Origin of the sequence: Polynucleobacter sp. VK25 (assembly GCF_018687355.1) — a bacterium.
Taxonomy (GTDB): Bacteria; Pseudomonadota; Gammaproteobacteria; order Burkholderiales; family Burkholderiaceae; genus Polynucleobacter.
This window is the reverse complement of record NZ_CP061288.1, coordinates 665,085-679,654: the sequence shown is the minus strand read 5'-3', so window position 1 is coordinate 679,654 and position 14,570 is coordinate 665,085. Positions and strand designations below refer to the sequence as shown.

Annotated in this window: 11 protein-coding genes and 1 pseudogene; 1 reads left to right on the top strand and 11 read right to left on the bottom strand. The window is 46.9% G+C overall.

Annotated elements, in window-relative coordinates:
• Positions 1 to 15: 15 nt before the first annotated feature.
• Genes hisS through ndk form a run of 4 tightly spaced genes read right to left on the bottom strand, consistent with a single transcriptional unit; the run spans position 16 to position 4,355 of the window.
• On the bottom strand, positions 16 to 1,374 hold the full coding sequence (gene hisS, locus AOC21_RS03610) for a histidine--tRNA ligase (protein WP_371817810.1): 1,359 nt from the start codon (positions 1,372 to 1,374) through the stop codon (positions 16 to 18).
• The gene (gene ispG, locus AOC21_RS03605) at positions 1,375 to 2,652 is read right to left on the bottom strand and encodes a flavodoxin-dependent (E)-4-hydroxy-3-methylbut-2-enyl-diphosphate synthase (protein ID WP_215392416.1); all 1,278 of its coding nucleotides are present in this window, start codon (positions 2,650 to 2,652) and stop codon (positions 1,375 to 1,377) included. It abuts the gene before it with no gap.
• A 22-nt stretch (positions 2,653 to 2,674) separates the two neighbouring features.
• On the bottom strand, positions 2,675 to 3,883 hold the full coding sequence (rlmN, locus tag AOC21_RS03600) for a 23S rRNA (adenine(2503)-C(2))-methyltransferase RlmN (protein WP_215392415.1): 1,209 nt from the start codon (positions 3,881 to 3,883) through the stop codon (positions 2,675 to 2,677).
• Between the two features lie 46 nt (positions 3,884 to 3,929).
• Positions 3,930 to 4,355 carry a nucleoside-diphosphate kinase gene (gene ndk, locus AOC21_RS03595; protein WP_071465494.1) on the bottom strand — a complete coding sequence of 142 codons (426 nt, stop codon included), beginning with the start codon at positions 4,353 to 4,355 and terminating at the stop codon, positions 3,930 to 3,932.
• Positions 4,356 to 4,614: 259 nt separating this feature from the next.
• Here ndk and AOC21_RS03590 point away from each other — a divergent pair, with 259 nt between their 5' ends.
• A complete protein-coding gene (locus AOC21_RS03590) occupies positions 4,615 to 5,316 on the top strand; it encodes a Bax inhibitor-1 family protein (RefSeq protein WP_215392414.1) in 702 nt (233 codons plus the stop codon).
• A 353-nt stretch (positions 5,317 to 5,669) separates the two neighbouring features.
• Here the strand turns inward: AOC21_RS03590 and rlmD are convergent, their stop codons facing one another.
• The 7 genes and pseudogenes from rlmD to AOC21_RS03555 all read right to left on the bottom strand — a co-directional run bounded on the left by rlmD (position 5,670) and on the right by AOC21_RS03555 (position 14,567).
• Complete coding sequence (gene rlmD, locus AOC21_RS03585; protein WP_215392744.1) at positions 5,670 to 7,097, bottom strand: 23S rRNA (uracil(1939)-C(5))-methyltransferase RlmD; 1,428 nt, start codon at positions 7,095 to 7,097, stop codon at positions 5,670 to 5,672.
• Complete coding sequence (locus AOC21_RS03580) at positions 7,090 to 7,911, bottom strand: 3'-5' exonuclease (protein WP_215392413.1); 822 nt, start codon at positions 7,909 to 7,911, stop codon at positions 7,090 to 7,092. Before AOC21_RS03580 ends, rlmD begins: the two co-directional genes overlap by 8 nt.
• Before the next feature lie 17 nt (positions 7,912 to 7,928).
• Positions 7,929 to 8,699 (bottom strand): peptidoglycan DD-metalloendopeptidase family protein, encoded by a 771-nt coding sequence (locus AOC21_RS03575; RefSeq protein ID WP_215392412.1) that lies wholly within the window; start codon positions 8,697 to 8,699, stop codon positions 7,929 to 7,931.
• A 37-nt stretch (positions 8,700 to 8,736) separates the two neighbouring features.
• Positions 8,737 to 9,360: pseudogene (locus AOC21_RS03570) on the bottom strand (protein-L-isoaspartate(D-aspartate) O-methyltransferase); the annotation flags it as partial.
• Between the two features lie 29 nt (positions 9,361 to 9,389).
• Complete coding sequence (gene surE, locus AOC21_RS03565) at positions 9,390 to 10,184, bottom strand: 5'/3'-nucleotidase SurE (RefSeq protein WP_215392411.1); 795 nt, start codon at positions 10,182 to 10,184, stop codon at positions 9,390 to 9,392.
• A 30-nt stretch (positions 10,185 to 10,214) separates the two neighbouring features.
• A complete protein-coding gene (locus AOC21_RS03560) occupies positions 10,215 to 13,295 on the bottom strand; it encodes an efflux RND transporter permease subunit (RefSeq protein ID WP_215392410.1) in 3,081 nt (1,026 codons plus the stop codon).
• Positions 13,296 to 14,567, bottom strand: coding sequence for an efflux RND transporter periplasmic adaptor subunit (locus AOC21_RS03555; RefSeq protein WP_215392409.1), 1,272 nt, complete (start codon positions 14,565 to 14,567; stop codon positions 13,296 to 13,298).
• Positions 14,568 to 14,570: the final 3 nt, after the last annotated feature.

The window sequence follows — 14,570 nt, the reverse complement described above, 5'->3', positions numbered from 1 at the left end:
GTAATTTAGTTAATTCTATTCGGAGGCGCCGACTAAGGCATCAATTGCTGCCCCTAGGACATCATCCAGGGAGACTGACTTTTGCTCACCTGTGCCACGTAAATCCTTGAGTTGCGCCTCGTTCTTAGCCAATTCATCTGGGCCAATAATGACCGCAAAGGCAGCGCCACTACTATCGGCCTTCTTCATCTGGGACTTAAAGCTGGCAGATTGGCCATCTGGCGGGCAGAAAAGAATCGTATCAATGCCAGCACTGCGTAGGCGCTCAGCAATAATCATGGCAGCTGTCAAAGTCTCACCGCCTTGATGCAATACAAAAATATCGCATTGAGCCTGAGCTTCAGGCAAAGATCCAGAAACCTTCATTAATTCAAGCACACGCTCCATACCCATTGCCCAACCACAAGCCGGTGCAGCTTTACCGCCCATGCGCTCGATCAATGGGTCATAACGTCCGCCACCAGCAATCGTACCTTGAGCGCCTAGCTCATCCGTCACCCACTCAAACACTGTGAGGTTGTAGTAATCCAAACCACGCACTAAACGTGGATTGATTTTGCAAGGGATATTGTTTGCTTTGAGCAGGGCTTGCACGGCATTGAAATGCTTGAGCGATTCTTCGCCCAAGAAATCCAATAACTTTGGCGCACCTTCAATCAAGACCTGCATCTCTGGATTTTTAGAATCCAAGATACGCAGAGGATTTGTTAATAAGCGACGCTGTGAGTCTTCGTCCAGCTGAGATTGATTCTTCTCAAAGTAAGTTACTAAAGCAGCGCGATGCTCTGCACGCTCAGGCGCTTGACCTAGAGAGTTGATTTCCAGGCGCACGCCCCTCAAGCCAAGCTCATCCCAAAGGCGTTGACCCATGAGAATGATTTCAGCATCAATATCAGGACCAGCAAAACCTAAAGCTTCAATGCCAAACTGATGGAACTGGCGATAGCGGCCACGCTGTGGGCGCTCGTGACGGAACATGGGTCCGGTATACCAAAGGCGCCTTGGGCCTTCATAAATTAAATTATTTTCAATCACGGAGCGCACTAACGCAGCAGTCCCCTCAGGACGCAAAGTCAGTTGCTCACCATTCAAGCGATCTTCAAAGGAATACATTTCTTTTTCGACGATGTCGGTCACTTCACCGATACCGCGCTGGAATACTGCTGTTGCCTCAACAATAGGCGTTCTCAAAAACTCATATCCATAGGCACGCGTGAGATCGCGCAAGACATGCTCAAGATGCGCCCACTGCGCAGCATCGGCTGGCAGCAAATCATTCATACCGCGCACGCCATTAATCTTCTGGACTTTGGTTTGCGCTTTAGGGTCTTTACTTTGGTCAGTCATTTTTATTATTGTTTTGCTTAGATCTATTTAAACTTTAGATGCGTAATTTTGTTTGACATACTCGTCAACGATCACCTGAAACTCTTCCGCAATTCTCTCACCACGCAGTGTTTTTACCTTCACTCCGTCTACAAATACTGGCGCGGCTGGGGTTTCACCTGTTCCCGGCAATGAAATACCAATATTGGCATGTTTGCTCTCGCCCGGACCATTCACAATACAACCCATCACTGCAACGTTCATATTCTCTACGCCAGGATGGGTTTTCTTCCATACCGGCATTTGCTGACGTAAGTAGGACTGGATATTCGCTGCCAACTCTTGGAAGGTGGTGCTGGTCGTTCTGCCGCAACCAGGGCATGCAATCACCATTGGTGTGAAGTTGCGTAGACCCATGGTTTGCAAAATCTCTTGAGCGACGATGACTTCGTTTTCGCGAGGAGCACCTGGATCAGGCGTCAAAGAAACGCGGATCGTGTCACCGATGCCCTCTTGCAACAAAATACCCATCGCCGCTGTTGACGACACGATACCTTTGCTACCCATACCTGCCTCTGTTAATCCTAGGTGCAATGGGTAGTCTGAGCGACGCGAGAGATCACGATACACAGCCACTAAATCCTGAACATTGCTAACCTTGCATGAAAGCAAAATTTGATCTGGATTCATTCCCAACTCAACTGCTTTTTCTGCGGACTGCAATGCCGACTGAATCAAAGCTTCAATCATCACCTCTTGCGCGGTCTTTGGAGTAGCTAACGCTGCATTACTATCCATAATGGAAGCCAAGAGCTCTTGGTCCAAACTTCCCCAGTTCACGCCAATCCGAATGGGCTTGTCATATTTACAAGCGGCTTCAATCATTTGTGCAAACTGTGGATCGCGCTTAGCGCCCTTACCCACATTGCCTGGGTTGATACGATACTTCGAGAGTGCTTTAGCGCACTCAGGAAAATCATTCAACAAAGTATGACCGTTGTAATGGAAGTCGCCAATCAAAGGCACTAAGACATCCATCTTATCTAGCTGCTCGCGAATATAAGGAACGGCAGCGGCTGCCTCTGGCGTATTCACGGTGATACGCACCATCTCCGAACCAGCACGTGCCAATTCTTTTACTTGAATCGCAGTACCCAAAGCATCCGCTGTGTCCGTATTAGTCATGGACTGCACACGAACGGGCGCATCTCCGCCGACAGTAATGATGTTCGTTTTCCAAGCAACAGTTGCTTGACGGGTTGCTCGCTTAGGTGAAGGACCCAAAGGTAAATTCGGTAACGGTGGCAAAGAATTATTAGAGCTCATTGGAATAATCAGGATCTAATCTTTAGTTTAATTTCTTGAGCCACTCAATGGGGTACTCATTTGACTGCTCATCGGATTCCACTTCTTCGATTTCGATCTCGGCGCTATGGACATCACGTTCACGAACTCTAGTGCGATCGACTACATCTCCCGCCAATTGACCACAGGCAGCAGCGATATCATCCCCGCGAGTCTTACGAACTGTGGCAACCATACCCGCATCTAACAGGATGCCAGCGAAAGCATTTACACGCTGCGCTGATGAGCGCTTGAGGCCAGATTCTGGGAATGGATTAAACGGAATGAGATTGATCTTGCACTTAATGTTTCTGAGTAAACGCACCAACTCTTTAGCCTGAATATCCGAATCATTCACGCCATCGAGCATGCAATATTCAAAGGTCAAGAAATCTCTCGGTGCAAATGGCAAGTAACGCTCACAAGCATCAAGCAATTCACGCAAAGGATATTTTTGGTTGAGTGGCACTAGTTGGTCACGTAATGCATCGTTCGGTGCATGCAAGGACACCGCTAGTGCTACCGGACAATCTTGTGCAAGGCGATCAATCATCGGCACTACACCGGATGTTGAAACTGTAACGCGACGACGCGATAAACCGTAGGCCCTATCGTCGAGCATTAAGCGCAATGCAGATACTACGTTGTCGTAATTGAGCAATGGTTCGCCCATACCCATCATCACCACATTTGAAATCACACGACCAGTGTGCTCCCAACCTGGAGTTGGAAACTTTTCAATGCGGCGAATCGCTTCAGGATCATTGCGCAACAGATGCTCAGCAAACCAAAGTTGTCCGATGATTTCACCAGAAGTGAGATTGCGTGAGAAGCCTTGGTGCCCAGTAGAACAAAAGCGGCAGTTGACCGCACAGCCTGCCTGAGAGGAGATACACAAAGTACCCCTATCATCCTCTGGAATAAATACGGACTCCACTGCATTGCCAGCACCAACGTCCAGCAACCATTTACGGGTGCCGTCTGCGGCGTGCTCATCTTTAATAACCGGGAGAGAAAGTACTTCCGCTTTATCTAGCAAAGTCGCTCTAAAGCTTTTTGCTAAATCACTCATGTCATTAATGTCTGATACGCCACGCTGATGTATCCACTGCATGAGTTGCTTTGCCCTAAAGGGCTTTTCATTCAACCCCGCGACATACGCTGCCATTTGGTCAGCGTCAAAATCTAAGAGATTTACGCGCGGGGAGGTCAATGCGCCTACTTATATATTAAATAGGTTATTCGTTAGCAATCGTCGATTAACGATTGAAAACATTCATGCCAGGGAAGAAGAATGCAACTTCCACAGCAGCTGTTTCAGGAGCGTCAGAACCGTGAACAGCGTTTGCATCGATGCTGTCAGCGAAGTCAGCACGGATAGTGCCTTTTTCTGCCTTCTTAGGATCAGTAGCGCCCATCAGATCACGATTCTTAGCGATAGCACCTTCGCCTTGCAATACCTGAATCATTACAGGACCAGAGATCATGAAGCTCACCAAGTCTTTAAAGAAAGGGCGATCTTTATGAACGCCATAGAACTGCTCAGCTTCATTCTGTGACAAATGCGCCATTCTGGAAGCAATAATTTTCAAACCAGCAGATTCAAAACGGTCATAGATTTTGCCGATGACGTTTTTAGCGACAGCATCAGGTTTGATAATAGAAAGGGTGCGTTCAATTGCCATTCAAGACTCCAATAGTGATTTCAAGGTATTTGCTGGGGAAGGCTAATTAACCACCCTACTCCAGCGACCCCCGAATTATACATTGCTTGACCGTATTTACCCCTATGTCTGTAGGGCTAAGCCCTTGAATTTACAGGGCATAAGCCTTCAATTTGTAGGTCTTTTCTAAGGGGGCTTGAAATTAGGGCATTTTGTCTATACTTACTCTCAACAGCCCTTTATGGGCTCTTGTAATAACAATGAAAAAGAAGGAGTCAATATGAGTGATCTGAACTCTTACGGCTTTGGCCAAACCGGCTCAATTAGCACCATCCAGGTACGTAACCGCGTACTCCGCAACACTTACGCTCTCTTGGCGCTTTCCATGGTGCCAACTGTGATTGGCGCGTGGCTCGGAGTTGCAATGGGCTTAGACCTATTCTCCGGCAGTCCATTCATTGGCTTCATGGTGTTTATGGCTGTTGCCTTTGGTTTCTTCTGGGCAATCGAGAAGAATAAAGATACCGGCGTTGGCGTACTACTGCTCCTGGGCTTTACCTTCTTCATGGGCATCATGATGTCCCGCTTAATTGGCTTCACATTAAATAGCTACAGCAATGGCGCTACCCTGATCATGTTGTCCTTCGGCGGCACAGCCGCAATATTCGCCACCATGGCAACCATTGCGACTGTAAGCAAGAGTGACTTTGCTGGCATGGGCAAATGGCTAATGGTTGGCGTGTTGCTCTTGATTGTTGCTTCATTGGCAAACATCTGGTTACAGCTACCTGCTTTGATGTTGACCGTGATGGTATTGGCTATCGCAATCTTTTCAGCCTTCATCTTGGTGGACGTGCAACGCGTTATCAATGGCGGCGAGACCAACTACATCATGGCTACTTTGGCTATCTACCTAGATGTATATAACGTCTTCACCAACTTGCTCGCACTATTGGGGATTGTTGGCGGTAATCGAGATTAAGGGGAGCTAATACACACCAAGATATTTAGTGTGTTGTTCTCATCAGGCGCCTGCGGGCGCCTTTTTAAATGCCGCAATTGAGTCTGCTTGTTTAGCTAATTAATTAAGCTGCTACAAACATACTTACAGCGTAGGACAGTGCCATCAAAATCAATAAGAGGGCAAAACTATCTGAGGCTTTCATGATGAACTCCCAAAAGTCAATTCCAGGTTGGCGCCAATACTTCTGCGCACAAGTTCAATCTACTCTTCTATAAGACGGGATCTGAGATCTACTGCACCGCCAATAGGCTAAATGCACTCATTTGGGGCGGAAATTACTGAAAGGGTTTTTAGATCAGGGGGTTACAGTCCTACTGCCGGTCAAATATCGCAATCGACTCCACGTGGGAGGTATGCGGGAACATATTGATAATGCCCGCACTACTCAGCCGGTAGCCTGCTTGATGGCACAAGATCTCCACATCTCTCGCTAAGGTTTTGGGATTGCAGGATACGTAAACGATGCGTTGCGGAAGTAGGTCACTTTGCTGCAAATGTAGCTCTGCTAAAGACTTGCAAATCTCCATCGCCCCTTCACGCGGCGGATCCATCAACCAACGTTCTGCCTTACCCCACGATGCAATGGTTTCTGTTGCCACTAGAAATAAATCACTTTGCATGAAGCTGGCTTTATCGACCAAGCCATTATGTTCTGCATTGGCCTTTGCTCGAGTCGTCAAACTCTCCAAACCTTCAATGCCCAAAACCTGTTTTGCTTTTCTTGCTAGCGGTAGTGTGAAATTACCAATGCCACAAAATAAATCCAGAATACGATCTGTTGGCTTTACTTCCAGTAAACGAATCGCCCTACTCACTAATGCGCGATTCATCATGTGATTAACTTGCGTAAAATCCGCAGGCTTAAATGGCATTTCGATCTCAAACTCAGGCAGGCGATAGCAAAGCTTGCCAGTCTCAGGATAAAAAGGTGCTACGGTCTCAATACCCTTAGGCTGCAGCCATATCCACACTTGATGCTGATCTGCAAATGCTCGCAGAAGTTGTTCATCTTCCGTTGTTAGTGGCTTAAGATTACGAAACACTAAGGCGGTAACCGGTTTATTTTTCTTAGGGTCGTCGGAGTTGGGGCTTTCTGGCTCACCAACCGCAATCTCAATCTGCGGCATACGATCGACGATCGATAAACCCATCACCAGCTTACGCATCTCTGGCAATAAATCCGATACATGCTTAGGCAAGATCTCACATGCCAGCATGTCGGCTACATAACCACTTTTACCCTCATGAAAACCAATGAGTACCGTACCTTTTTTGATGGATCGATTTACAGCACTTAAACGCGCGCGATGACGATATTCCCAAGTAGGCCCACCCATAGGACGGAGAATTTCTTCTGGCTTTACTTTGGCGATATGTTGTAAGTCATCTTCGAGAACGCGCTGCTTCATAGCTACTTGAGCGCGTATATCTAAATGCTGCATAGTGCATCCGCCGCACACTCCAAAGGCTTTGCATTTCGGTTCCGCCCTAAATACTGCAGGCTTGAGAATGTTACGTACTTTAGCTTTGCTAAAACGGGCTTTATCACTAGTGATGGTGTAAGTCACCAACTCGGTTGGCAATGCGCCCTTGATAAAGATGACCTTACCACTTTGACCTTGGGCAGCCTCTTCCTCATTGGGTGCTAGACGAGCAATTCCTTGGGCATCTAAATCCAGCGCTTCAACCTTAATTGGTTCGGTCACCTCAATGTTGACCGGCTTATCCCCTCTACGCATCCGCAGCAAAACCTTGGAGATATTCTTGCCACTGACTACCATTAGGCTCTTTAGCTTCTGTTTCTAGATAGGCTTTTACAAAATTAATTTCCTCTTGATACTCCTCAAGAGAGAAGCCACCACGCAGTAACTGAAAGCGGCAATACATTAAATATGTATTGACCACGTCCGTCTCGCAGTAGCGGCGAATGTCATTAATCTTGCCGTCCTGATACGCAGGCCATACTTGGCTGCCGTCCATACCCATCTTCCCTGGGAAGCCGCACAGTTTTGCCAAGCCATCCAATGGCGCATTTGCTCGACCATTAAATTTAGCGAGCAGGTCCATCATATCGAGATGACGCATGTGATAACGACTAATGTAGTTATTCCATTTAAACTCTCGGCTATCAGAGTCTTGACTCTCGCCCATTTCCCAGTAACGCGGCGCTTGAACATGATTTGCTAAGGCGCGATAGTGCAGGACTGGCAAGTCAAAACCACTGCCATTCCAAGAAACCAATTGGGGGGTGTATTTTTCAACTAGATCGAAGAAGGCTTGTATTAATACCTTCTCATCATCCTGTGGAGTTCCTAGGGTGCCCACTTTAATTTGGGGCAAGCCCTCTTTAGTGGTTCTACGAATCACACAAGATATGGCAACGATCTTTTGCAGAAATAGCGGAAGAAACTCACTACCTGTTTTAGCGGCTCGATCTGCCATGGCCTTTGCAGCCACTTCAGAATCACTCATCGAATCCGGAAAATCTTCTAGACGACGCAAGCCGGCTACATCCGGAATAGTTTCAATATCAAATACTAGGACTGTAGCCATGCGTATTTACTGCAATATCACTGCAAATATGGCGTTGGATTGACCGGCTTACCGTTCACGCGTAGCTCAAAATGTAACTTTGCAGATGTGGCGTCTGTATCGCCCATCTCGGCAATTTTCTGACCCTTGCGAACAGCATCACCCTCTTTCACCAAGAGTTTGCTGTTGTGGGCGTAGGCCGTGAGATAGGTATTGTCATGCTTCACAATCACTAGGTTGCCGTAGCCACGCAAACTATTGCCGGCATAAACCACCTTACCGTCAGATGCTGCAAGCACTGGCTCGCCGACCTTACCGGCAATATCAATACCCTTGTTAGTCTCGCTGAACTCGCCTGTAACCTTGCCTTTAGCGGGCCAAGATAAACGAATACCAGGCTCAGCAACGACTTCTGTTTTTACGGGCTCTGGAGTAGATGCTGGAGCTGAGGCTGTGGCACCTGATTTATCCGCTACAGGCTTCTTATCAACTACACCAGCAGACTTTGAGCCACTAGGCGCTTTAACCAAGATCAAATCACCGACCTCAATCACATTTGGGTTAAAGCTTGGATTGATTGCTTTATTCCATTGCGTCACATCACGCGGTGCTTGTCCGTTATCCAATGCAATCCGCGCCAAAGTATCCCCTTTTTTCACGCGATAGTAACCGGGAGGCGTTGGCTCGGTTGACCCTCCACTGCGATCAGTAACACTGGCTGGCTTGGTACGCGGCGTTGAACAACCCACTAACATCATCAGGGATGTAGATATCAACGCAATCAGGAAAGTTTTAAATAAGCGTGGCATTAAATTGGGTTCTGAATTGGTGAATTCATCATAATTCTTATACTACCCCTGATTGTAAGGGGACAAAAAAGACCCCGTCCAGCACAGTTCTTTGATAGCGCTGGGAGCTCATTCTTTCAACCATTACCAATTGCTGCTCTTTGTCATTTTTAGCAACTGGAGCGACTAAGCGCCCCCCAATCGCCAACTGATCCAGCAAAGCATCTGGAATGCCCAGGCCTGCTGCGGCCAAAATAATCCCGTCAAATGGAGCAGCCTGAGGCAAACCTAAAATGCCATCACCGTAAATCAGGCGAAGGTTATTAATCCGAAATGGGCGTAACTTCGCTCTGGCCATGTCATGCAAGGGGCGAATACGTTCGATGGAATAAACCTCATCTGCCAACAAACTTAAGACTGCGGCCTGGTAACCACAACCAGTACCTATCTCCAAAACCTTGCCAAGTTTGTGTTTTGGTTTGTGGAGCAACTCAATCATGCGTGCTACTACGGATGGCTTTGAAATCGTTTGCTCGTGTCCAATAGGTAACGCAGTATCTTCGTAGGCTTGCGCATGCAAACCGGCATCCATAAAAGCATGGCGTGGAACAGTAGCGATAGCCTCTAAAGTTTTACCGTGCTTCACACCACCAGCATGCACTTTTGCAGCTAGGGCCTGCCGATAAGCAGCAAAGCGTTCGGTGGGAGCCTTCAACCGCGATCCCAACCATTAGCACGCATCGCCGCTAAACGAGCATGGTGGGTTAAATCCAGTTGCATTGGAGTGATCGAGATACAGCCTTCAGCAATAGCATGAAAGTCTGTACCTTCAGAGCCCTCTTTGACATCGCCCGCAGCACCAATCCAGTAGATCTTCTCACCACGTGGACTGTCTTGCACCACCACTGGTTGAGAGTGATGACGATTACCCAAGCGAGTCACCCTCCAGCGATATAAATCAGCATAGGGGCGATTTGGAATATTGACGTTCAGCAGGGCTGCCGTGCCATCAGCATTATTTTGACTTAAAGTAGAAACCAACATTTGCGCCACAACATCATGCGCTGCTTTAGCAGCATCTTCAATGCGATTCCAGCCACGATCAATTTGTGAGAAAGCAATTCCAGGCACACCAAACATGACGCCCTCAATTGCAGCAGCGACAGTGCCAGAGTAAAGCGTATCTTCACCCATATTCTCGCCTTGATTGATGCCAGAGATTACAAGATCAGGCTTCTCATCTAAAAACCCCGTCATGGCAACGTGTACGCAATCCGTAGGCGTGCCATTGATAAAGAAAAAGCCATCACGCTCACCACCGGCTACCCGATGAATGGAGAGTGGCCTGGAAAGTGTTAAAGAATTGGAGGCGCCGCTATGGTTTTGCTCGGGAGCAATAACCGTGATGCGCCCCAATGGGCGCACAGCATTTACCAAAGCCAATAAGCCTGGAGCTAAATAGCCATCATCATTAGAGACCAAGATGTGGGGTTGACGATTGCTCATAGGGGCAGGCTTCTAGACTTTTTATAGTTATTAAACGTTGCTTGCAGGTGTAGTTAACGCACGACCTCTAAACCAGCCATAAATTACTGGTAATACTAAGAGCGTCAATACCGTGGTTGTCACCATGCCGCCCACAATCACCAAAGCCAATGGACGCTGCGCTTCCGAACCGATGGAGTGAGATAAAGCGGCTGGTAAGAGACCTAAACCTGAGAGCGCCGCGGTCATCAATACCGGTCGAACGCGCAATGAAGCCCCCTCAACCATTACGTCTTTCATCTGACCATGTTCAGTAGCAGCTGTCTTATTAATAAATGAAATCAGGATCACGCCATCCTGAATCGCAATACCAAAGAGCGATAGGAAACCAAAGAAAGCCGAGATACTCAAGGTCTCACCCGCTAAGTGCAATGCAATCACACCACCAATAGCAGCAAACGGCACATTAATCATCACAATGAAAGCATCACGGAAGTTTCCAAACGCGCTCACAAGCAATAGGAAGATTCCCATCAAAGCCAAAGGAACAATAAGCATCAGCTTCTTCTGCGCCTGCTTCATCTGATTGAACTGACCATCCCAGCTAATCGAGTAATTTGGCGGCAAGGTAATGTTTTTCTCCACCAAGAACTGTGCATCTTCTACAGCACTACCTAAGTCACGATTGCGGACGCTAAATTTAATAGCGATATAACGTTTACCTGCTTCACGATAGATGAAGAAAGGACCATCCGTTAAGCGCACTGTGGCAACCATAGAGAGAGGAATCTTAGTTCCATCAGGAGCTTCAACTAATAAATGGCCAATATCAGCGACATCATTACGGCTACCTTCATTTAAGCGCACCGCAATACCAAAGGTTTTTTCATCCTCTAGTAAGTTTGTTACTGCAGCGCCACCAATTGCATTTGCAACCACTGTCTGAATGTCATTTACATTAATACCGTAACGCGCTGCTTTTTCACGATCAATTTGAATATTGAGTGTTGGCTGACCGAGCTCTTTGAGAATGCCCTCATCAGCAACACCTCTAACCTGCTTCAATTGATTGATGACCTCATGCGCCTTCTGATCCAACACATCTAAGTCAGTACCGTAAATCTTGACTGAGTTCTCACCCTTAACACCTGATAAAGCCTCATTCACGTTATCTTGAATGTATTGCGAGAAGCTATAAGTAATACCAGGAATCTTATTAAGCTCGGTTTCTAGATGTGCAATCAAATCCTTCTTAGAAGAACCGCTTGGCATATTTTCTGGACTCTTCAGGTACAGACCATATTCTTGGTTAAACACACCAGTAGAGTCGGTACCATCATCAGGGCGACCGATCTGCGCTGCCACCTTATCTATCTCAGGTTGCTTCATAAAGGTTTCGCGCAGTTGGTTGGCAACCTTAACTGAATAATCCAAATCCACCGTGTTCGGCAGCGTTACCCTTAGCCAAATATTATTTTCCTCAAGCGTTGGTAAGAAAGCCGTTCCCAAACGGGTCATACTTAGCAGAGTGAGGCCCAATACAAAGACCGCTACAGAGAAGACTGTTAAGGGGCGATCCATCCACCTTCTCAGTAAAGGCTTATAACCATCCAAAATCTTAGTAATAAAGGAAGGTGGTTTATGGTGTAAGTTTTCACCAAACACCAAAGAAATCATTGCTGGCAAGAATGTCAGACTTAAGATCATTGCGGCAATCAAAGCAAAACCCATCGTAAAGGCCATTGGCTTGAAGATGATGCCTTCAACACCGCCCATAAAGAACAATGGTGAATAAGCAACAATGATGATGCCAGTCGAATAAATCATGGCACGCTGCACTTCGCTAGTTGCCATGATGATGCTTTGGTTCAGGCGCTTGCCACCCTCTTCCAGGTGCCGCATGACGTTCTCAGTCAAAATCACTGCCGAGTCCACGATAACCCCAAAGTCAATCGCGCCCAGAGATATCAAGTTGGCCGGCACACTCCACAAATGCATCTGTATGAATGAAACGCACAGTGCCAAAGGAATAACTGCAGCCACTACAGCGGCTGCACGGATATTACCCAAGAAAAAGAACAATACGGCCAACACTAGAGAGATACCAAAGAACAAGGTATGTTTAACAGTGCCGATAGTGATATCCAAAAGTACCTGGCGATCATAAAAAGGCTTTACTTCGATACCAGGAGGGAGAACGTGTTTATTAATACTTTCTACAGTGCTACGAACACGGGCTAGCACTTCAGTAGCATTCTCACCGCGACGCAGATAAACAATTCCCTCTACAGAATCTGGATTGTCATTGAACTGGAACATGCCTAAACGGGGAGCATTGCCAATCTCTACCCTAGCAACATCACCAACACGAATAGGTACCCCATTATTGATGGCGATCACCACTTGCTTGATATCGTCGATATTTTTGAGAAGTCCTACACCACGAACCACAAATTGCTGTTCCCCACTAGGCAAAAGTCCGCCACCAGCATTGCTATTTGAATTTGTTAAGGCCGTAACCAACTGGCTAACTGATACGCCTTTTGCTTGCATGCCTTCAGGACTAACAATCACCTGATACTGGCGCACCTTGCCGCCAAAAGAAGATACATCTGCTACGCCAGGAGTTTGCTTGAGCTCTTTGTAGATCTCATAATTCTGCAAAGTCTTGAGCAAGGTTGAGCTTGCATAGTCTGAGCGCACCTCGTAACGCATGATCTCGCCAGTAGCATCTGAGTCAGGACTAATGCTAGAAGTTACGCCTGGTGGAAAGGCTACGTTTGCTAAGTTGGCCAAAAAGGTTTGGCGGGCTTTAAACGGATCAGCAGTGTCGTTAAATTTAAGCGTAACAACAGACAAGCCAAATAATGAAACTGAACGAAATGCTTGCAGACCAGGAATACCTGCTAAAGCGTTCTCCACCGGAATCGTGACTTGTTGCTCAACTTCGGTCGTACTTCTACCAGGCCACTGAGAAATAGCCTGAATTGTTAATGGCGCAACTCCTGGGTATGGCTGAATAGGCAACTTGCTCAGACTGAACATGCCTAGTCCGAGTAACACGATCGAAGCAAATATAACCAAGACGCGCTTCTCGATTACCCCTCGAATAAAGGAGGTGAAAACGCTCACTTAGTCCTCCTGCTTAGCAAAGCGATCGTTTAACAAGACAGCGCCTTGTGCCAACACTTGCCAGCCCTGCTCTACGCCTTCGGTAATTGCAAAGCTCTTACTATTGAGGTCATAGCCCTTAACCGGCACACGTCTGTATACCTCTGGACCAACCTTAATAATGGCATAACGATTCTCACGCACACGGACAATCGCTGACTGCGGAACAACTACCGCATCTGCTGTGCCTGTGGTTAATGATGCTGAGGCATACATATCAGGACGCAAAAGATCATCTGTATTCTCTACGTCCGCACGAATCAAGAGAGCGCGAGTTTGCGGATCAATGGTTGGTGCAATGTAATTAGCGTATGCAACAAACTCTTTATCTGGATAAGCCTCAAGATTCAGGACCATCTTTTGGCCCTGTTTAATCATTCGAAAATCTTGCTCAAACACATTACCCAGAAACCAAAGCTGCTTTGGATCAGCCAAAGTAGCAATCACATCACCCGAGTTCACCGTAGAACCAGGCTCAACATTACGCTTGACAACAACACCCTTCAACGGTGAGCGCATCACTAAATTACTAGTGGTCTTGCCAGTATTTTCAATACTCTTGATGTCACCGTCACCAGCACCAAGATTTCGCATGCGATTAGCGGCTGCCTGCTGTGTAATACGCGCATCACCCAATAGGTCACTCATCGTTTTACTAGATTCAAGCACCTTGGCCGTCTTAGAAGATAGTAAGTACTCTTGCTGCGCAGATAGGAACTCTGGGCTGTACATTTCAACAATGGGCGAACCAATATCTACCTGAGCACCATCAAAAGCATAAATACGCTCAACACGACCTGGGGCACGAGCTGATAGCACCTTCGATTTTTCAGCATTAAACGCTAAACGTCCGGGCACCTTGATATTGACTGGCACTTGAACTTTTTCAGCCGACTGAAATACATAGATCTCTGGATTCAGTTGAACACCAGGCAGTTTTAATTCAAGCACGCCCGTCTTTTCAACTTTGAGTGCTTTATCAGAGGTTTCGATTTTGACTGTACGGTTTACGTTGGTAATACGGCCCACAACAATACCTAAAGACAGGATGGCGAATGCAAAAGCAGCAAGGCGAACGCGATTACGATTTTGTGGGGAGAGATTCCAATACAAGCCTGCTAAACCAGCAGCCGCCACTTTTGCATGATGCGCGCCATGATGGGTGCCCTTATGCAGAATTGGCTTTGCTTTTTCTGATAACTGTTTTAGAAACGAAAGAATTTTGTCTTTCAAAAC